Origin of the sequence: Bacillus sp. TH30, assembly GCF_016650875.1 — a bacterium.
Lineage (GTDB): Bacteria > Bacillota > Bacilli > Bacillales > Bacillaceae_G > Bacillus_A > Bacillus_A mycoides.
This window is the reverse complement of sequence record NZ_JAEKEY010000002.1, coordinates 3,792,077-3,810,837: the sequence shown is the minus strand read 5'-3', so window position 1 is coordinate 3,810,837 and position 18,761 is coordinate 3,792,077. Positions and strand designations below refer to the sequence as shown.

Genomic DNA, 18,761 nt, shown 5'->3' with positions numbered 1-18,761 from the left:
TTTTGATCAAAGCCTATACAGCCCTTCCCCTTTCAACATTTCTATTACTTTCTTCCCCATTCAAATCGGTATATATTTTCAAACAATTCTTCACATTCGAACATTTTTTACTATGCTTTTTTCTTTTTTGTGCTATAATGTGAGCAAACAACATCCTTCGGGGTCGGGTGAAATTCCCAACCGGCGGTGATGAAGCGATAGCTTCTAAGTCCGTGACCCGTTTTCAACGCGAAAACGGTGGATCTAGTGAAACTCTAGGGCCGACAGTATAGTCTGGATGGGAGAAGGATATGTTTTCTAGTAATTTTATATAGCGAATACACTTTTATTTCAGTATGCATATTTTTAAAGTTTCATTTTGAATCTTTATATATGTTTTATTTTGTATACTTATGTTTCTATACTGAAATAAAAAGATACGACTAGCGTTGAAAGAATTTGATATTTTGCTAGTTTTTTTTCCTTATGCCAAAATATCAGTCATCGTTAGGTTTCTTTCCTATACTTTCGTATTCGAACTATATTTCTAGAAATCACGTCTCCCAAACCCCAAGGATATAAAATCCTTGGGGTTTTTTGATTTTTTCAGGAGAGGTGAAAAGAATGACAGATCAAGAATATATGAGGATCGCCTTGCAGTTAGCACAAGGAACATCGGGACAAACAAGCCCAAATCCTATGGTTGGTGCCGTTGTTGTTAAAGATGGGAAAATCGTTGGAATGGGTGCCCACATGCGTGCTGGTGAAGAACATGCTGAAGTTCATGCTCTTCACATGGCTGGTGAAAGAGCAAAAGACGCTACCGTTTATGTAACACTTGAACCGTGTAGCCATTTTGGAAAAACACCCCCTTGCTGTGAATTACTCATTGAAAAAGGAGTTCAGCGTGTTGTAATTGCTACTCTTGATTGCAATCCACTCGTTTCCGGAAATGGAAAAAGGAGATTAGAAGAAGTTGGAATCGAGGTAACTACTGGTGTTCTTGATGCGGAAGCCACTTTATTAAATCGATACTTTTTTCACTATATGAAAACGAAACGTCCCTTTGTAACAATAAAAACAGCAATGAGCTTAGATGGAAAAACAGCAACTGTAACCGGTGAAAGTAAGTGGATTACAGGCGAAGAAGCACGCGCTGACGTTCACCAATATCGTCATATACATGATGCTATCCTAGTCGGTGTGAATACAGTTCTAACTGATAATCCACACTTAACAACACGAATTCCAAACGGTGGTAAACATCCTATACGCGTTATTTTAGATACCCACTTACGAACGCCGCCATCTTCTCATGTCATAACAGATGGCTTAACTCCGACATGGATTATTGTCGGTAAGGATGTAAACAAAGAGAAAATAGCGTCTTATGAATCTAACAATATAGCTGTATTCCAAATGAAAACACAGCAAATTGAAATACAAGATGTCCTATCCCTACTCGGTGAGAAACAAATTCTTTCTCTGTTCGTTGAAGGTGGTCAAACGGTGCATGCAAACTTCTTAAAAACAAATAGTTTTAATGAAATCGTGACCTATATAAGCCCGAAATTAATTGGTGGAAAAGATGCACCCACCTTATTTGGCGGAGCTGGTTTTTCGAAGTTACAAGATGCACTTTCCTTAACAATTCAAGAGATGAAACAAATCGGTAATGATATAAAAATTGTTGCAACCTTAAAAAGCGAGGTGACGGAATGTTTACAGGAATCGTAGAAGAGTTAGGAACGATATCAAGCATGACTCAAAGTGGTGAAGCAATGAAGCTAACTATTAGCGCAAATCAAATTTTATCGGATGTCAAATTAGGTGATAGTATCGCAATTAACGGCATTTGCTTAACAGTAACTACTTTTACGACTACTTCATTCACTGTCGACGCAATGCCTGAAACAATGAAAGCAACATCACTTCGTATGCTAAAGCCCAGTGCCAAAGTGAATTTAGAACGGGCGATGGCTGCAAACGGACGATTCGGTGGACATTTCGTCACCGGACATATCGATGGCATCGGTACGATTTTAACTAAAAAACAACATTACAATGCCATCTATTACAAAATAGCAATTTCTGATGAATTACTACGCTATTGTTTGCATAAAGGATCCGTTGCTGTTGATGGCACTAGCTTAACAATATTTGATATAGATGAATCTTCAATTACAATTTCACTCATCCCCCACACAGTAAGCGAGTCTATAATCGGAGAAAAAAAAGCCGGGGACATCGTAAACATTGAGTGTGACATGATTGGAAAATATATTGAACGCTTTATTTCAAAGCCCGCAAAAAGAACTGGTTCAATGACCGAAAGCTTTTTACAAGAAAACGGATTTCTATAAGGAGGAAGCACAATGTTTCATCGTATTGAAGAAGCTCTAGAAGATTTAAAACAAGGAAAAGTTGTTATCGTATGTGATGATGAAAACCGAGAAAATGAAGGCGATTTTATTGCTTTAGCAGAGTACATTACACCAGAAACGATTAATTTTATGATTACACACGGTCGTGGTCTCGTTTGTGTACCCATTACGGAGGAGTACGCAGAACGTCTACAGTTAGAACCAATGGTATCTCATAATACAGATTCACATCACACTGCGTTTACAGTGAGCATTGATCATGTTTCTACAACAACAGGGATTAGCGCTCATGAACGTGCAACTACGATACAAGAATTGTTAAACCCTGCATCAAAAGGCGCTGATTTCAATCGCCCTGGACATATCTTTCCATTAATTGCGAAAGAAGGCGGTGTACTGCGCCGTGCTGGTCATACAGAAGCCGCTGTCGATTTAGCCAAACTTTGCGGAGCAGAACCAGCTGGAGTCATTTGCGAAATTATTAATGAGGACGGTACGATGGCACGTGTACCTGATTTACTAGAGTGCGCAAAACAATTTGATATAAAAATGATTACAATAGAAGATTTAATTGCTTATCGCAGCCATCACGAAACACTTGTGACGAGAGAAGTGGAAATTACATTACCTACAGATTTCGGTACTTTCCATGCAATTGGCTATTCTAACTCATTAGATATGAAAGAACATATCGCGCTCGTAAAAGGTGATATTTCAACAGGCGAACCTGTACTTGTACGCGTTCATTCAGAATGCTTAACAGGAGATGTATTTGGTTCGTGCCGCTGTGATTGCGGACCACAGCTACATGCTGCACTTGCTCAAATTGAGCGTGAAGGAAAAGGTGTTCTTCTCTATATGAGACAAGAAGGACGAGGCATTGGCCTTCTGAATAAGCTTCGCGCTTATAAGTTACAAGAAGAAGGGTTAGATACTGTAGAAGCAAATGAAAAACTTGGGTTCCCAGCTGATCTTCGTGATTACGGTATTGGCGCTCAAATTTTAAAAGATTTAGGCTTACAAAGTTTACGATTATTAACGAATAATCCACGAAAAATTGCTGGCTTACAAGGTTACGATTTAGAAGTAACCGAGCGTGTACCTTTGCAAATGCCAACAAAAGAAGAAAATAAAACGTATTTACAAACGAAAGCAAGCAAATTAGGACATTTACTAAACTTATAATTAAGGGAGAGATACATTATGGTATTCGAAGGTCATTTAGTTGGTACAGGATTAAAAGTTGGGGTTGTTGTTGGACGTTTTAATGAGTTTATTACAAGTAAGTTACTTGGCGGAGCTTTAGATGGATTAAAGCGTCACGGTGTAGAAGAGAATGATATTGATGTTGCATGGGTTCCTGGTGCATTTGAAATTCCTTTAATCGCTAAAAAGATGGCCAATAGCGGAAAATATGATGCTGTTATTACATTAGGTACAGTAATTCGCGGTGCTACAACACATTACGATTACGTTTGTAATGAAGTAGCAAAAGGTGTTGCGTCTTTATCACTACAAACGGACATTCCAGTTATTTTCGGTGTATTAACGACAGAAACAATTGAACAAGCGATTGAACGTGCAGGTACAAAAGCTGGTAATAAAGGATATGAATCGGCAGTTGCTGCGATCGAAATGGCTCATTTATCAAAACAATGGGCTTAAAAAAGAGGCTACGGCCTCTTTTTTTATTTTCTCACCTTTTTTCGTACATCTTCTATTAATTCATCCATCGTTTTTCCTTCTGTTTTTATACGAAGAGCTTGTGCTGTTCTCCACACATTTTCTCTCTTTTCCGCTTCTTCTATAATAGAAATTTCCTTCCTCACTTCTTTTAAATCTTTTCCTTCTGTTTCAAGCCCAAAATGTTCAGCTTTCGTTCGAAAATGCTGTTCAATTCTTTGTTGCATTTCTTTTTGTTCAGGATTTTCAGCCGCCTTAACTGGATCAGCACTTATCGCTTTTATTAGAATCAGACAGGTCATAATAGTTAATATGTATTTGTACATGTAAAATCCTCCAACCCGATATAAATTACATTTTTACTATGTACAATTAGGGCTTGGAAAATTCGTCCACAAAATTATTTTTCTCGTCCAAAAGTGACTACTATCAAGCGTTAATGGACTTTTATTACATTTTATTTACAAAAAAAGCAAACCCTTTAAAGAGTTTGCTTTTCATCTATCTTATAGCGCACATTCTTCAATCTCAAATCCTAAATCTTCAATCATACCCCAGTCCGCAGTCGGCTCTTGTCCAGCTGTTGTTAAATAGTCCCCGACAAAGATAGAGTTTGCTGCAAATAAACCAAGTGGCTGTACAGAACGTAAATTAAGTTCTCGACCACCTGAAATACGAATTTCTTTTGTTGGATTTACAAAACGCATCATCGCCAGCACTTTTAAACATTCTACAGGTGTTAATTCTTTTTGTCCTTCAAGCGGAGTACCCTTTACAGCAACAAGGAAATTACATGGAATAGAATCCGCATCTAAACGTTGTAATTCAAATGCAATTTCAGCGCGCTGTTCAATCGTTTCTCCCATTCCGAAAATTGCTCCAGAGCATGGAGAAATACCGGCTTGCTTCGCTTTTTGGACTGTATCAACACGATCGTCATACGTATGCGTTGAACAAATGCTATCATAATTGTTGGCATGCGTATTTAAATTGTGATTATAACGATGCACACCAGCTTCTGCTAACTGACCTGCTTGATCTTCATTTAAAAATCCTAAACAACAGCAAATTTTTAAATCTGTCGTTTCACGAATTTCCTTAACTGCTCCAATAACGTGATTTACTTCTTTATTCGTCGGACGACGACCAGATGCAACAATACAATATGTACCTGCTTTACGACGAATTGCTTCGTGCGCTCCTTCAACAATTTTCTCTTGTGTTAACCATGCATACTTATCAATCGGTGCTTCTGAAATAATAGACTGTGAACAATACCCGCAATCTTCAGGACATAATCCAGATTTCGTATTTATAATCATGTTCAACTTTACTTTCTTACCAAAATGATGATGGCGAATGATGTAAGCTGCATTCATAATTTCTAAAACCTCTGTATCATCAGCTTCTAATATTGCAATTGCATCTTCTTTCGTAATCATTTTCTCTTCTACTACGTCGTATGCAAGTTTTTTCCAATCCCTTTTTGTTTGTACTTGTTTCATTTCATCTCTTCCCCTCTTTTGTTATATACGTAAATAAAGCATGATATGTTGCCATTATCCCTTCTTTTCCCGTGAAGTCTCTTTCGTATATACGAAGCATCGTACGAAAGAGTGAAGGGCTTTGACAGTAAGACTCTTCATTACTATTGGTTGCCCCTACTTTTCGAATAGAATGTAGAAACTCCCTAACTTCTGTAAAGCTTTCTATGTAACATGTTTCAGAAACATGTACATTTCCTAATGGATTTTTGCATATATTCACTAACTGTTCTTTCGAAACGAATCGTTGTCCTATTGAAGTACAATTGTGTATCCCCTTTTCTTTCTTAGCACGCTGAAAAGACGTATGCAATTCTTGAAAAGTCGTATTACCAAACGTGGAAAATAATAATATTCCTTCTTCAGACAAATAGTTAAATAAATTTTTCACTGTCTCTTTTAAATCATTAAGCCATTGAAATGTAGCATTTGAAATGATGACATCATATGGATTTTCTAATTTTAATTGTTCAATATCTTCACATCGAAACATCACATTTCCCAAACTTTTTCTAGTTTTCGCGACTGCAATCATCTCATCAGCAAAATCCACAGCTGTAATATGAGCTTTCGGAAATAAATTTGATAATTGCTCTGTTACATATCCTGTCCCGCATCCAAGTTCTAAAATACGTATCGATGATGTTTCACTATATCGTTCCTTCAATGTAGAAAGTAACGAATGCGCCATCTTTTTTTGTACATTTGCATATTGATCGTAGGATACAGCCGCCCCGTTAAACCGTTTTTGCAGTAACGTTTTGTTGATCATGTCGTATCCCCTCTACAAATTGAATAATTTCATTTGCGCAATATTCAAAATTCGTTACACATAATGCATGCCCAGCACCGCTTACTACTTTTAGATTGGCATTCGTATTATTCGCCATACTATGGGCTGCAGACAATGGACATATTACATCCTGCTCTCCATGAAGGAGTAACAGCGGGGCTTTCATATCTATTACTTCATTTCTCATATCTGTTTCTATTAAATAATCTAAGCCTAATTGTAAAGACTGAATCGAGTCTCCTTTAAACTTCTGCGCAATCTCTTCAAAACTCGTATTCTCCCTCAGCTCACTTTTTGTAAACATATTTTCATAGAAACGCTTCAAAGTATCTTCTTTTTTTCTCGTTAAATTCTTTTTCATACGTTCTACATGCAAGGAATTCCATCCACTTGTATAGTCACTTGTATTGGTAAATTTAGCGGTACCACCAATTAGTACCATACCTTGGGTCTTAATCTTTTTATAAGCTTGTACTGCCGCTAACGCTCCTAGTGACCATCCAACTAAAATTACATTTTCATCCTGCGCTACATCTATTATTCGCCCCGCAAATTCACTTTGTTCTTTCACGTTACGCCAATCTATACATTGAACAGAATATCCTTTAAAATACGGCAGAACCAAAGTCCAAACACCTTCTTCCATTCCCCATCCTGGAATAAAAATAAGCTTTAGCTCTTTCATACTAAAAACCTCTCTTCTTTACCAATGCGTATAATATGCTGAATAGCCCATTTTAAATCGGCTATTGTATGTTGTGACGTAACTGCAAAACGGACTCGAGAACTACCAACCGGAACAGTCGGCGGACGAATTGCAATGGCTGCGATACCTACCTCTTGTAACCTTTCACTAAACCGTAAAGTATTTTCATTTGACCCAACTACAATCGGTACAATATGAGTTGAGCTATTCCCAATATCAAAACCAGCTTCTTGTAAATGCGTCCTGAAATATGCACCATTCTCTATAAGTCGCTCTCTTCTTTCGTTATCTTCTTTCACAATTTCAATTGCTTTTCGGATCGCCCCTAATGTTCCTGGTGGTAAAGCTGTAGTAAAAATCAAGCTTCTCATCATATTTTGTAAATACTCTATATAAATGGAATCACCCGTTAAATACGCACCATAACACCCTAAAGCCTTACTAAACGTCCCCATATGTATATCAATTTTTTGAGCAATATCTTTTTCTACATGAGATAATCCTGCTCCACCGATTCCATATATTCCACTTGCATGTGCTTCATCAACTATAATGATCGCCCCGTATTTCTCTTTCAGCTGAACTAAACCTCTCAAATATGCAATATCTCCATCCATACTAAAAATCGTATCTGTTACGATTAATTTTCTCTTTTCTGGTGACGCTATTTGCAACATCTTTTCTAAATGATCCAAATTATTATGACGATATCTTTTATGCTCTGCTCCGCTTAATATAATTCCATCAACAATACTTGCGTGATTTAATTTATCACTAAAAACCATATCGTGACGACAGGCTAAAGCAGATATAGCACCTACATTTGCTGTATACCCGCTATTTACGATTAATGCTCTTTCAGTACCTTTCCAATCACATATACTTCTCTCAACCTCTTCATACAGTGGATAATTTCCTACAACGAGACGAGAGGCAGTCGCTCCAGTTCCATATTTTTTTGTGCAGACAATAGCAGCTTCTTTCAACCTTTCATCTCCAGCTAACCCTAAATAATTATTTGATGCTAAATTTAGCATCCTTTTCTCATTTCGAATAAGCCATGTCTCTTCCGCTTTCTCTGTTACATGTAAATTACGATACTGCCCTTGCTCCTTTAATTGTTCTACTTTAGATTGAAGATGCGTGCGCCACATTTGATTCATTTTGGATGAGCTCCTCTAATTTTGAAATCATAATATGTTCTTTTACCGATTCCAATAATTCTTCCCTTGTAAACTCACCTTCAAGGAATGGTAATAAACCTAAAACAGGTACTCCACTTAACTCCTCAATCATTTCTTTGTTTTCTTGCACTCTTTCTTTTTCACATTCTTTACAACCAGACAAAATTACACCCGCTACTGTTAAACCGTGTGCCTTTGCATAAGAAATTGTTAAGACAGTATGATTAACTGTCCCTAGTGTCGGACGCGCTACTACAATAAGAGGGAGCTCTAATTCTTTTGCAAAATCAATCACTAAAGCGTCTTTTGTATATGGGACGGCAAGCCCACCAGCTCCTTCTACCAATAGGCTATTAAACTCTTTTAGTAGTTCATTATAGTGAGCAGTAATTTCTTTTAACATTACCGTCCTTCCAGCTCTTTTCATAGCAAGTCTCGGAGCAAGTGGTTCTTCAATGGAATAAGGACAAATTTTATCTTCTTTTGTCGGTACACCCGATAATGCTTTTAATCTTGCTGCATCACCCTCAGGATTTGATGCAACATGTCCACTTTGCAACGGTTTATATACACCAACATTATGTCCACGCTCTCGAAATATACCTGCCAATGCTCCTGTCACTACCGTTTTGCCAACTTCTGTATCCGTTGCTGCTATAAAGAAACCACTCATTACTCTCCCTCCGTAACATCCGAGATTGCTTTATATAAAATGCGTAACATCTCATCAATCTCAGCCACCGTAGATGCAAGAGGAGGCATAAATACAATCGTATTACCGAGTGGTCGCAAAATCATGCCCAGCTCTCTTGAACGTTTACATACTTGAACGCCGACTCTTTCTGTCCATTCAAACGATTCTTTCATTTCCTTATTCTTCACAAGTTCAATACCAACCATTAGCCCACACTGACGAATATCTCCTACGTGCTTATATTCATTAAGAGCTTCTAATTGTGCCGCTACATATTCTGCTTTATGCGCAACATCTTCTATTAAATTAGTTTTTTCATATAGTTCTAAATTTGCAATTGCTACGGCACACCCTAACGGATTCCCTGTATAACTATGACCATGGAAAAACGTTTTTTGTTCTTCATAGCCTCCTAAAAAGGCATTATAAATTTCATCTGTCGTTACCGTAATTGCCACCGGTAAATAACCACCTGTTAAACCTTTTCCGGCTGTTAAAATGTCTGGCGTCACATCCTCGTGTTCACATGCAAACATTTTCCCGGTACGCCCAAATCCAGTCGCTACCTCGTCTGTAATAAATAATACATTGTATTTTGTACATAAATCGCGAAGCCCTTTTAAGTATCCTTTTGGCATTGTAATCATCCCACCAGCACCTTGCATTAATGGCTCCACAATAATAGCTGCTACTTCTTCATGTTTTTCTTGTAGCATTTCTTCCATTTCTTCTAAATGTTTCTTTACAATTTGTTCCTTATTATCTCCATAAGGAGAACGATATGTATATGGATACGGCATTTTAATTGCCTCAAATAATAGTGAACTATACACTTGGTGAAACAAGTCTATTGCTCCTACTGAAACAGCACCTATCGTATCACCGTGATATGCTTCTTTTAATGTAACAAATCTTTGTTTTTTCGGTTTTCCTTTATGCTGCCAATATTGAAAGGCCATCTTAATTGCAATTTCAACGGCGCTAGAACCAGAGTCTGAATAGAATACTTTCTTCAAACCTTCTGGTACAACTTCAATTATTTTTTCTGCTAATAAAATAGATGGCACGTTTGCAAGTCCTAGCATAGTAGAATGAGCAATTTTATTTAATTGCTCACGAATTGCCTCATCTAGTTCTGGTACTTGATGCCCATGAACATTTAACCAAATAGATGAAACACCGTCCCAATATTCATTTCCATTTACATCGTATAGCTTTCTTCCCTCTCCACGTTCAATAATGACAGGATCTTCTTCTAAATAATCTTTCATTTGTGTAAATGGGTGCCATACGTAATCTTTATTCTTCTTCGATAATTCTTCATATGTATAAGACGATTTTTCACTCGTGTTACTATTAATAGCCACAATTTTCACCCCTAATGTTAACTCTTTTATAAATATAGTTAACATTAAAAACAAATGACTGTCAATTATTTTTAAATCAAACAGTTCTCAAAAAAGAACAACTTATCATACGATAAGTTGTTCTACTTTCCATGTTGTATCTTTCCAATTTCTAAAATAATCTCTTCATCTTTTTTTCCTTCTGTATCAATTCCAAGTTGCTTAGCATGCTCAATTAACAAATCATGGCGCTGCTCAAATCTAGCGGTATCTACTTCTTTTGTAACCTCTTCTTTTGTTTTCCCCTCAGTAGAAACTCCTAGTTTAGTAGCTGCTTTTTCCATCGATTTCTTCTCTTCAGTTTCTTTCACTTTCTTCACTTCTGACTGCTGTATTTGCTTTTGTTTCGACTGCTCTGCTTCAGCTGCAAAAGCTGTGTAAATTCCAGCACTTCCGCCAACGACTAGTAAGGTGGTAAAAAGAATTATTTTTTTCTTCACTCTTTCCTCCCCTTTCAAATTCATTATAACGCACATTTTCACAGTATAAAAAACATTTCTCCTTTATTTCCCTAAAAAAATATCGAATGTTTTTATTGACATGTATGATGAATATATGATAAAAATTTAACTAACATCATATGAATCGGCGTTGATAGGATTTAGTAGTATTTCGTTTTCTGATTTCAGAGAGCTGGTGGTCGGTGCGAACCAGTACAGAGCGATTTATGAATTACCCCCTGGAGCTTCTTTTACGAAACGTGAGGAGTAGTGAAAGACGGTTTAGACCGTTATGTCTAAAGAGTGGTGAAATGAAACTGTTTCACAATTTAGGGTGGTACCGCGAATTTTTCGTCCCTGCATATATTGCAGGGGCGTTTTTATTTTATGAGCGCATATCATATGACCCTTTATTTTGTGATACATTCCTTTCACAAGCTAGGGTGGTACCGCGATTTCTTCGTCCCTGCATAATTATATGCAGGGGCGTTTTTTTATCCAATCATTTCCGTATCATATTGAGATGTTGACAATTACCGGTAATTTGTCACAAAATTCTAAATTTTAGAAGGAAATATACAATATTGGCGAATTTTATATAAAAAAGAGCTATTTTAAATTACTTAGGAGGGAAAAACAATGGTTTCAAAAATTGAATCTGTTCTTTTAACAATTTTTATTTTTTTCTGTATTGGCTTTAGTGTTATCAAATTAGAAGTTTCACCACACATCCCAATTTTATTTGGTATCGTTCTTTTATTAGCATTTGGATTTATGAAAAAAATATCTTGGTCTACTATGGAAAAAGGGATGATCAGTAGTATTTCAGCTGGTATTCCATCTATTTTTATTTTCTTACTTGTGGGCGTATTAATTAGTGTTTGGATCGCTGCTGGAACAATTCCAACTTTAATGGTATACGGCTTCCAGCTTGTATCTCCTAAAATTTTCGTCCCAACTGTTTTTGTTGTTTGTGCAATTGTTGGAACAAGTATCGGTAGTGCCTTTACAACTGCAGCAACAGTAGGGCTTGCCTTTATGGGAATGGGTAGTGCTCTCGGATACGATCCAGCTCTGATCGCTGGTGCAATTATTTCTGGTGCATTCTTTGGAGATAAAATGTCTCCTTTATCTGATACAACAAACTTAGCTCCTGCTGTAACGGGTGTAGATTTATTTGAGCATATTCGCAACATGCTTTGGACAACAGTTCCTGCTTTCATTATTGCTTTTATCGCATTTTTCATTTTAGGAAGCGGTATTAGTGGAGACGTTGACTTCACTAACTTTATTAGCACGTTAGAAAAAAACACAACGATTTCTATCGTTACACTTATTCCAATTTTATTACTGTTCCTATTCGCATTTAAAAAAGTTCCAGCAGTTCCAACATTGCTTGCAGGAATTGTGGTAGGAATTATTATTCTCTTTATTTTTAAACCTAGCACTTCTTTAGCTGATTTAATGAAAATTATGCAAGACGGCTACGTTTCTAAAACTGGTATTAAAGACATTGATAGCTTACTATCTCGCGGTGGTCTACAAAGTATGATGATGTCGATTGCTCTTATTTTCCTAGCTCTTTGTATGGGAGGATTACTACAAGGAATGGGCATTATCACGCAGCTGATGAATATCATCTCTAGCTTCGTAAAAAATAGTACACGCTTAATTATTTCTACTGCTTCAACTGCAATTGGTGTAAACTTCTTACTTGGCGAACAATACTTATCAATCGTTTTAACAGGACAAGCATTCGCTAACAAATACGATGAAGTCGGTTTAGAACGTCGTAATTTATCACGAGTATTAGAAGATGCAGGTACAGTTATTAACCCGCTCGTACCATGGGGAGTAAGTGGCGTATTCTTATCGAACGTCCTTGGCGTTCCGACATTTGATTACGTTCCATTCGCAATCTTCTGTTTAGCTTGCCCGGTCTTAACAATTATTGTTGGTTTCACTGGATTTGGTCTTTCATGGAAGAAAGAAAAAACAGTACCAGTTTCATAATATATACGAAAAAAAGGATTACCGATTACGGTAATCCTTTTTACAATACTGTACTATCTATTCGCTTTCTTTCTTCTAAATAACATAAGTAATCCCGCTCCAACAAACGCCAGACCTGCTCCAATTGTAGAAGCAACACTTGTACCTGTTTTCGGTAAATCACGTTCTTCTTTACCTTCACTTACTTTCGTTGTTTCTTTTTCATTTTGATTATCTGTTGTAGTTTGTCCAGATCCCGCGTTGTTTCCATCTTGTTTTGGTTCATTAACAGTATTACCTTCATCCGTTGGTGGTGTCGTTGGATTTCCTCCGTTATTACCTTCACCTGTTGGCGGTGCCGTTGGATTCTCTCCATTATTGCCTTCACCTGTTGGTGGTGTCGTTGGATTCTCTCCATTATTGCCTTCACCTGTTGGCGGTGTCGTTGGATTCTCTCCACCAGTTTCCTTATCATCATTCTTCTTCGTTATATCAATTGCATATTTAGCGAATTCATTTTCAGATGGTCCAACATATGATATTTTTCCATCTTTCTTTATATATTTTTGTGCATTTGGTGAAGAATCAAATGTTGTATTTAATTTATCTGCAATAATCGGTTTAAACGCCCAATTTTGATCTGCTGCTGGATTAATAACTGGTGTTTCTTGCATGTACTTCACAATAATTTGACGTGTTTCATCTTGCGATTGGTATACAACTTCGCCTTTACTTACACCAGGGAACGTTTGGCTACTTCCACGATAGTTATTTGTAGCTACAATGAACTCTTGATTGTCAGCTACCTGCTTACCTTCATACGTCATATTTACAATACGATTCGTATTTTCATTTACAACTTTGCCATCTTTATCGTATTTCGCTGGTTGCGTTACGTCAATTTCGTATTTTAAGCCATCTAAAACATCAAAATTATATGTAGGATAACCTATATTTACTAGTGGCTGTTCTTCTGTTTTCTTTGAATCAATTTGATTAAATTGACCAGCAGACATTTCAAGCCATTCTTTCACTTGTGCCCCGTTTACTTTTACAGCATATAATGTATTTGGATATACATATAAATCCGCTACGTTTTTAATTGCTAACGTCCCTGCTGGAATATCTGTATAATATGTAGCGCCGTTTCGGCCACCTGCTTTAAATGGTGCTCCTGCAGATAACACTGGAATTCCTTTATATTTACTATATTGTCCGTTTTCAGCGAATAGCTTTTCTACATACCATTTTTGTGCATTTGTCACAAGTTGTACAGAAGGATCATCTTGTACTAATGAGAAATAACTATTAATTGGCGCTGTCGTTTTTCCTACATCTGTATTCACATAATCAATTGTCGCTTTATGATCATCTTTAATTTCATTAACTAATTTTTGATCTGATTCTACTAATGGGTTACCTTTACTATCAGCAATCGGACGAAGTTGCGGCTTCGATTGCTCTTTTTGTACTTCCCATTTTCCGTTTACCTTTTTCAATTGCATATCAATAATACCTAAGTTACTTCCAAAAACACCAGGCATTACAACAGGAACACCATTAAATACATCCTTCACTTCAGTATGTGAATGTCCCATTAATACTGCATCAACACCAGCAACTCCTGTTAAATAATATGATGCGTTTTCCATTCCAACATTGTATCCACTCTTATCAACACCTGAATGAGCTAGTGCAACGATAACGTCCGCACCTTTTGCTTTCATTTCTGGAACTAACTTTTCCGCTGTTTGAACAATATCTTTCGCTTTTACTTTTCCTTCTAAATTTGCTTTATCCCAGTTCATAACTTGCGGTGGAACAAATCCCATTACACCAATTTTCACTTTTTGTTTTTGGCCAAATTCATCCTCTACTTCTTTTTCAAAAATATGATATGGTTCAAAGTAATGCTTATCATTCTCTTCAATACCATCATGATCATCTGTATAAACATTCGAGTTAATAACTGGGAATTCTGTTTTACTAATCACTTTGTTTAAATAATCTAAACCGTAGTTAAATTCATGATTCCCCAGAGAGATGACGTCATACTTCATTAAATTCATTAAACGATATAATGGATGTGTATAACTAGGATCCACAGGATTTTTCGGATCATTTATTTTATTCGCTACGTAATCTCCAAGCGGTGTCCCTTGTAATGCATCCCCATCATCAAATAGGACAGAGTTCTTCGCTTCTTCACGCGCTTTATTAACAAGTGTTGCAGTTTGCACAAGACCTACTTTATTATCTGTTTTCGTTTGATAATAATCGTAATTCATTAAGTTAACGTGAATATCTGATGTTTCTAAAATTCGTAAGTTAACTGTACTCTCCCCAGTATTCTCAACCGCATGAGCTGGTGTTGGCAAGACTTGTGGCGCTATAACGCCCATAGCAAGAGTTGCTCCAGCTAGCATTTTTTTTGACTTTTTCACAAAAGATCCCCCTTATACAATTACCCCAAAATAATGAAATGAATCTCTATCAGTCCCTAATCACATACCTTTTTCTTCTATTAGAGCGATGATTTTCACCTTATCTGACATTATCATATCTAAAGTTCTTTCATACCGTCAATATTTTTTGACATACTTCTACAAATTTTCTGTAAAGTTATTGTGAATTTTTCATACATATATAATATGCCCTTACATTGCTTATACTGCTGAATATGATACAATTACCAATTACAAGGAGGATGAATTTATGAAAAAAGTCATCTTAACAATTGTTTGTCTCCTCCTTCTAATCATTTCTTGTTCTAATTTTGAAAAGAACGATGAGATAGAACAAAAAGAAACTGAAGGAAAAGCAGAAAAAACATCTGCTCCGAGTTGGATTTATAAGCAAACGAATGACTCTTTTTATCACCTCGTATTAGGTGATTCACTTGCAAAAGGATATGGATCTACACAAGGGGGATTTGCCGAATTAGCTTCTAGACAATTAGAAGGACAAATTCATAAACCAATTACGGTAGAAAACCTCGGTGTAAATGGTCTCACTACAGATCGTCTCGTTAAGAAAGTCCAGTCAGAAGAAGTTCATCAAAAAATTAGGGAAGCAAATATCATTACTATTAGTATTGGAGGAAATAATTTATTCCGCTTAAATCGTGATGTAGGTGTTATAGATGGTATTAAAATGTTAAATAAAGAAAAAGCCCGTTTTGAAACGGATGTAAAAAATATTGTAAAGACCGTTCGAGATCAAAATCCGAATGCTTTACTCATTCTCTCTGAACTCTATAACCCTTTACAACTAGAGGACTCCATCGCAAGTTATGCAGATATGTTTTTAGACGGTTGGAATGATTCTATTTATTCTATTTCAAAAGCACATCAACCGTCGATCGTTTTACCAATTCGCAAATTAATATCGAATGATAAAAAAGAGTTACTATTTGACCAAGTACACCCAAATGATAACGGTTATGCGATTATTGCCAATACATTTACAAAGCAAGTGTTATCCTACAAATATTAAGGCTACCATAAAACAATTCTATTTTTATACCTTGTCTTTTTTGTTACAATGATAGTGGAAGGGGGCCGTTATATGGAATCACGCGAGTGGGAACGTATTGTTGATCATCTTCTTTCGCTAGTGCCTCTTTTTTATCGCAAATTTATGCTTCCTGGAGAGTTTTCTTCTCAAAGACATATGCCGCCATCGCATACGCAAGTGTTACTGCTTTTGCATGAAAATGGTACATTAGCAGTTTCAGAAATTGGCAAGCGGCTAGCGATTTCACGGCCTAACATGACCCCTCTATTAAACAAACTTATTCAAGAAGAGCTAATAGAGCGTCATTATAGCGAAAAAGATCGAAGGGTCATTTTAATTTCCCTAACAACTGAAGGGAAAATGTTAGTAAGTCAGTATCAGCAATTCATTTTAGGCAAACTAAAAGAAAATTTTCAAACATTATCTGAGGAAGAGCGTGAAAAGCTCATTTATTCTCTTAAAACCATTCAAAATTTAATTTTGAAAACAAACGCATAAAGCTGCTTCTAAATAGAAGCAGCTTTATGATTCGTAATAATTACCATAGTATACATTTGAATACGGCCATGTCATTAAATACGGTTTTCGTTCTTGAACAGGTTGCTGCTCAGGCTGTTGCATTTGCTGTATTTGTTGCTGCGGATATACTCCGAATTGCTGTCTCACTCCAGTTACAGGATAATAATTTGTATATGGATATGCTTGAGGTACATAGTAATAATACATTCATTCTCTCCCCCTTTTTCTTAAACATATTCAAAGGAGAAAATGAATGTGACATTCTTTATATTTGAACAAGTGGTTCTCTCACTTGTTTCTTTCTTTTCTTCAAACGTAACTTACGATTCTTTTCATATAAATAATGCACAACGAAATATGAAATTACCCCAAACACAATTCCTATTATCGTCATACCAATTAATACATACACTTCACTCTGTAATAAGCTCTTTAACATCGTAAAAATATGGCTCGAAAACAAATCTGATATCGTAAATGGTTCATGATGTATTTTCTGTACATGAAATGGGTAAATCATTTTTCCTAGCGCATAAGCAAACGGAAATAAAAATACTGGGAGAAACGATATTTTCCCAATAATATTACCAATGACTGCGGCTGGAAAAGATCCCTTTGCTAACCTGACAATTGGATAAAATATTAAATATATGAGCGATGCCGTATAAATCACCAACATTTCTAAACCAAATCCAATAGCAAAACCTAGCGACACTTTCTTTGCTCCTTCTGGCGATCGAAGCAACTTAAAATATTGAAACTTTAATATTCTCCACATCCGCTGAAAAAACGAATATGTTTTCTTAGTTGTTTTCAAATTCATCATCTCTTTAACTATATTTTTTTATCTAGTATGTCCTTACATGATATGAAAAACAAATTTAATTTTCTCTTTTTATTATAAATGATATAGAGATAATTAACTAAATATACATCCGACATTTCAATATAAAAAAACCTCCCTTTTAGGAAGGCTCTTCTATATTTTTAAATAAACTCACTAATAAAGCTTTTTGCGCGTGCAACCTGTTACCAGCTTGCTCAAAAACGATAGACTGTGGCCCATCTATAATCTCTCCAGTTACTTCTTCTTCACGATGAGCAGGCAGGCAGTGCAGGAAACGATATGTTTGCTTTGCATGTATAACAAGCTCTTTATTTACTTGGAAAGGCTGGAATAAAGTATATTTTTCTGCTTCTCCTTCTTGGCCCATACTCATCCAAACGTCAGTATAAATAAAATCTGCTCCACTTACCGCTAATTCAGGATTATGCAAAATTTCAATTTCAGCCCCTGTTTCATCAGCAATCGCTAATGCTTTTTTAACAATTTCTTCATTCGGCTCATACCCCACAGGCGTTGCCACAGTCATATTCATTCCGACTTTTGCACTCGCTAGCAATAGTGAATGGCATACATTATTCCCATCACCTACATAAGCTAATTTAACTCCTTTAAACGTATGAACTTCTTCATATATCGTCATTAAATCTGCCAATGCTTGGCAAGGATGATGATCATCAGTTAAACCGTTAATAACTGGGATACTGGACTCTTTTGCAAGCTCCTCTACATCCGCATGCGAAAATGTGCGTATCATAATTCCATCAATATAATGAGATAGTACTTTCGCAGTATCTGACACCGTTTCTCCTCTGCCAATTTGCATCTCTTTTCCACTTAAAAACATTCCATGTCCTCCGAGCTGTACCATTCCTGCTTCAAAAGAAACGCGAGTACGGGTTGAATGTTTATCAAAAATGAGACCTAATATTTTCCCTTGTAATAAAGGCTCCTGCTTGTTCTTTTTTAAATATATAGCGAACTCAATTAAAGAAATGATTTCTTCTTGCGTCAATTCTTCTAACGTTAAAAGATCTTTCGTATTTAATTTCGGTACTTGTACAGTTGACATGAAAT

General features: G+C 36.3%; 19 protein-coding genes, 1 riboswitch and 1 other annotated feature. Of the genes, 7 read left to right on the top strand and 12 right to left on the bottom strand.

All coding sequences use genetic code 11. The features are described from left to right. The first annotated feature begins 149 nt into the window (after positions 1–149). A riboswitch (FMN riboswitch) is annotated at positions 150–293 on the top strand. Positions 294–603: 310 nt separating this feature from the next. The 4 genes from ribD to ribH are packed head-to-tail and all read left to right on the top strand — an operon-like array spanning position 604 to position 4,028. Then, entirely contained in the window at positions 604–1,716 is a 1,113-nt protein-coding gene (gene ribD / locus JFU20_RS21885; protein ID WP_002165100.1) for a bifunctional diaminohydroxyphosphoribosylaminopyrimidine deaminase/5-amino-6-(5-phosphoribosylamino)uracil reductase RibD, read from the top strand. Next, positions 1,698–2,342 carry a riboflavin synthase gene (ribE, locus tag JFU20_RS21880; protein ID WP_002165099.1) on the top strand — a complete coding sequence of 215 codons (645 nt, stop codon included), beginning with the start codon at positions 1,698–1,700 and terminating at the stop codon, positions 2,340–2,342. The genes ribD and ribE overlap by 19 nt, the downstream gene beginning before the upstream one ends. Positions 2,343–2,354: 12 nt before the next feature. Next, on the top strand, positions 2,355–3,548 hold the full coding sequence (gene ribBA, locus JFU20_RS21875) for a bifunctional 3,4-dihydroxy-2-butanone 4-phosphate synthase/GTP cyclohydrolase II (protein ID WP_002014989.1): 1,194 nt from the start codon (positions 2,355–2,357) through the stop codon (positions 3,546–3,548). A gap of 18 nt (positions 3,549–3,566) precedes the next feature. Continuing rightward, positions 3,567–4,028: a 6,7-dimethyl-8-ribityllumazine synthase gene (gene ribH / locus JFU20_RS21870; protein ID WP_000230892.1), complete on the top strand. Its 462-nt coding sequence runs from the start codon at positions 3,567–3,569 to the stop codon at positions 4,026–4,028. A 23-nt stretch (positions 4,029–4,051) separates the two neighbouring features. Here ribH and JFU20_RS21865 read toward each other — a convergent pair whose 3' ends face one another. The 8 genes from JFU20_RS21865 to JFU20_RS21830 form a co-directional block, all read right to left on the bottom strand. Beyond that, entirely contained in the window at positions 4,052–4,372 is a 321-nt protein-coding gene (locus tag JFU20_RS21865) for a hypothetical protein (RefSeq protein ID WP_002088493.1), read from the bottom strand. A 180-nt stretch (positions 4,373–4,552) separates the two neighbouring features. After that, positions 4,553–5,551, bottom strand: coding sequence for a biotin synthase (gene bioB, locus JFU20_RS21860; protein ID WP_002014986.1), 999 nt, complete (start codon positions 5,549–5,551; stop codon positions 4,553–4,555). A gap of 1 nt (position 5,552) precedes the next feature. After that, positions 5,553–6,362 (bottom strand): malonyl-ACP O-methyltransferase BioC, encoded by an 810-nt coding sequence (gene bioC, locus JFU20_RS21855; protein WP_012261666.1) that lies wholly within the window; start codon positions 6,360–6,362, stop codon positions 5,553–5,555. Further along, positions 6,328–7,068 (bottom strand): alpha/beta fold hydrolase, encoded by a 741-nt coding sequence (locus JFU20_RS21850; RefSeq protein WP_002088496.1) that lies wholly within the window; start codon positions 7,066–7,068, stop codon positions 6,328–6,330. The genes bioC and JFU20_RS21850 overlap by 35 nt, the downstream gene beginning before the upstream one ends. Beyond that, positions 7,065–8,252: an 8-amino-7-oxononanoate synthase gene (bioF, locus tag JFU20_RS21845; protein ID WP_201038899.1), complete on the bottom strand. Its 1,188-nt coding sequence runs from the start codon at positions 8,250–8,252 to the stop codon at positions 7,065–7,067. The genes JFU20_RS21850 and bioF overlap by 4 nt, the downstream gene beginning before the upstream one ends. After that, positions 8,218–8,946, bottom strand: coding sequence for a dethiobiotin synthase (bioD, locus tag JFU20_RS21840; RefSeq protein WP_201038898.1), 729 nt, complete (start codon positions 8,944–8,946; stop codon positions 8,218–8,220). Before bioD ends, bioF begins: the two co-directional genes overlap by 35 nt. Next, on the bottom strand, positions 8,946–10,379 hold the full coding sequence (gene bioA, locus JFU20_RS21835; protein ID WP_201038897.1) for an adenosylmethionine--8-amino-7-oxononanoate transaminase: 1,434 nt from the start codon (positions 10,377–10,379) through the stop codon (positions 8,946–8,948). The genes bioD and bioA overlap by 1 nt, the downstream gene beginning before the upstream one ends. A gap of 77 nt (positions 10,380–10,456) precedes the next feature. Continuing rightward, the gene (locus JFU20_RS21830) at positions 10,457–10,813 is read right to left on the bottom strand and encodes a hypothetical protein (RefSeq protein WP_002165096.1); all 357 of its coding nucleotides are present in this window, start codon (positions 10,811–10,813) and stop codon (positions 10,457–10,459) included. A 142-nt stretch (positions 10,814–10,955) separates the two neighbouring features. Next, positions 10,956–11,175, top strand: a binding site (T-box leader). Positions 11,176–11,452: 277 nt separating this feature from the next. On the opposite strand from JFU20_RS21830, the gene nhaC reads away from it, so the two are divergent. Beyond that, complete coding sequence (nhaC, locus tag JFU20_RS21825) at positions 11,453–12,826, top strand: Na+/H+ antiporter NhaC (RefSeq protein WP_002014978.1); 1,374 nt, start codon at positions 11,453–11,455, stop codon at positions 12,824–12,826. A 53-nt stretch (positions 12,827–12,879) separates the two neighbouring features. Here the strand turns inward: nhaC and cpdB are convergent, their stop codons facing one another. Then, positions 12,880–15,249 (bottom strand): bifunctional 2',3'-cyclic-nucleotide 2'-phosphodiesterase/3'-nucleotidase, encoded by a 2,370-nt coding sequence (gene cpdB, locus JFU20_RS21820; RefSeq protein WP_201038896.1) that lies wholly within the window; start codon positions 15,247–15,249, stop codon positions 12,880–12,882. Between the two features lie 271 nt (positions 15,250–15,520). Here cpdB and JFU20_RS21815 point away from each other — a divergent pair, with 271 nt between their 5' ends. Both JFU20_RS21815 and JFU20_RS21810 read left to right on the top strand, forming a co-directional pair. Continuing rightward, the gene (locus JFU20_RS21815) at positions 15,521–16,300 is read left to right on the top strand and encodes a GDSL-type esterase/lipase family protein (RefSeq protein WP_002014976.1); all 780 of its coding nucleotides are present in this window, start codon (positions 15,521–15,523) and stop codon (positions 16,298–16,300) included. Positions 16,301–16,372: 72 nt separating this feature from the next. Next, on the top strand, positions 16,373–16,819 hold the full coding sequence (locus tag JFU20_RS21810; RefSeq protein ID WP_002088507.1) for a MarR family winged helix-turn-helix transcriptional regulator: 447 nt from the start codon (positions 16,373–16,375) through the stop codon (positions 16,817–16,819). A 24-nt stretch (positions 16,820–16,843) separates the two neighbouring features. Here the strand turns inward: JFU20_RS21810 and JFU20_RS21805 are convergent, their stop codons facing one another. The 3 genes from JFU20_RS21805 to argF all read right to left on the bottom strand — a co-directional run bounded on the left by JFU20_RS21805 (position 16,844) and on the right by argF (position 18,756). Continuing rightward, a complete protein-coding gene (locus JFU20_RS21805; protein ID WP_201038895.1) occupies positions 16,844–17,047 on the bottom strand; it encodes a hypothetical protein in 204 nt (67 codons plus the stop codon). A gap of 58 nt (positions 17,048–17,105) precedes the next feature. After that, on the bottom strand, positions 17,106–17,657 hold the full coding sequence (locus JFU20_RS21800; RefSeq protein WP_033710033.1) for a DUF2062 domain-containing protein: 552 nt from the start codon (positions 17,655–17,657) through the stop codon (positions 17,106–17,108). A 148-nt stretch (positions 17,658–17,805) separates the two neighbouring features. Further along, positions 17,806–18,756 carry an ornithine carbamoyltransferase gene (argF, locus tag JFU20_RS21795; protein WP_002014968.1) on the bottom strand — a complete coding sequence of 317 codons (951 nt, stop codon included), beginning with the start codon at positions 18,754–18,756 and terminating at the stop codon, positions 17,806–17,808. Positions 18,757–18,761 lie beyond the last annotated feature (5 nt).

Coding starts and splice junctions, on each gene's coding strand:
- JFU20_RS21810 (WP_002088507.1), top strand. CDS start 16,373: ATGGAATCACGCGAGTGGGAACGTATTGTTGATCATCTTCTTTCGCTA.
- bioA (WP_201038897.1), bottom strand. CDS start 10,379: ATGTTAACTATATTTATAAAAGAGTTAACATTAGGGGTGAAAATTGTG.
- ribD (WP_002165100.1), top strand. CDS start 604: ATGACAGATCAAGAATATATGAGGATCGCCTTGCAGTTAGCACAAGGA.
- JFU20_RS21865 (WP_002088493.1), bottom strand. CDS start 4,372: ATGTACAAATACATATTAACTATTATGACCTGTCTGATTCTAATAAAA.
- bioB (WP_002014986.1), bottom strand. CDS start 5,551: ATGAAACAAGTACAAACAAAAAGGGATTGGAAAAAACTTGCATACGAC.
- JFU20_RS21850 (WP_002088496.1), bottom strand. CDS start 7,068: ATGAAAGAGCTAAAGCTTATTTTTATTCCAGGATGGGGAATGGAAGAA.
- bioF (WP_201038899.1), bottom strand. CDS start 8,252: ATGAATCAAATGTGGCGCACGCATCTTCAATCTAAAGTAGAACAATTA.
- bioC (WP_012261666.1), bottom strand. CDS start 6,362: ATGATCAACAAAACGTTACTGCAAAAACGGTTTAACGGGGCGGCTGTA.
- ribH (WP_000230892.1), top strand. CDS start 3,567: ATGGTATTCGAAGGTCATTTAGTTGGTACAGGATTAAAAGTTGGGGTT.
- bioD (WP_201038898.1), bottom strand. CDS start 8,946: ATGAGTGGTTTCTTTATAGCAGCAACGGATACAGAAGTTGGCAAAACG.
- JFU20_RS21815 (WP_002014976.1), top strand. CDS start 15,521: ATGAAAAAAGTCATCTTAACAATTGTTTGTCTCCTCCTTCTAATCATT.
- ribE (WP_002165099.1), top strand. CDS start 1,698: ATGTTTACAGGAATCGTAGAAGAGTTAGGAACGATATCAAGCATGACT.
- ribBA (WP_002014989.1), top strand. CDS start 2,355: ATGTTTCATCGTATTGAAGAAGCTCTAGAAGATTTAAAACAAGGAAAA.
- argF (WP_002014968.1), bottom strand. CDS start 18,756: ATGTCAACTGTACAAGTACCGAAATTAAATACGAAAGATCTTTTAACG.
- nhaC (WP_002014978.1), top strand. CDS start 11,453: ATGGTTTCAAAAATTGAATCTGTTCTTTTAACAATTTTTATTTTTTTC.
- JFU20_RS21805 (WP_201038895.1), bottom strand. CDS start 17,047: ATGTATTATTACTATGTACCTCAAGCATATCCATATACAAATTATTAT.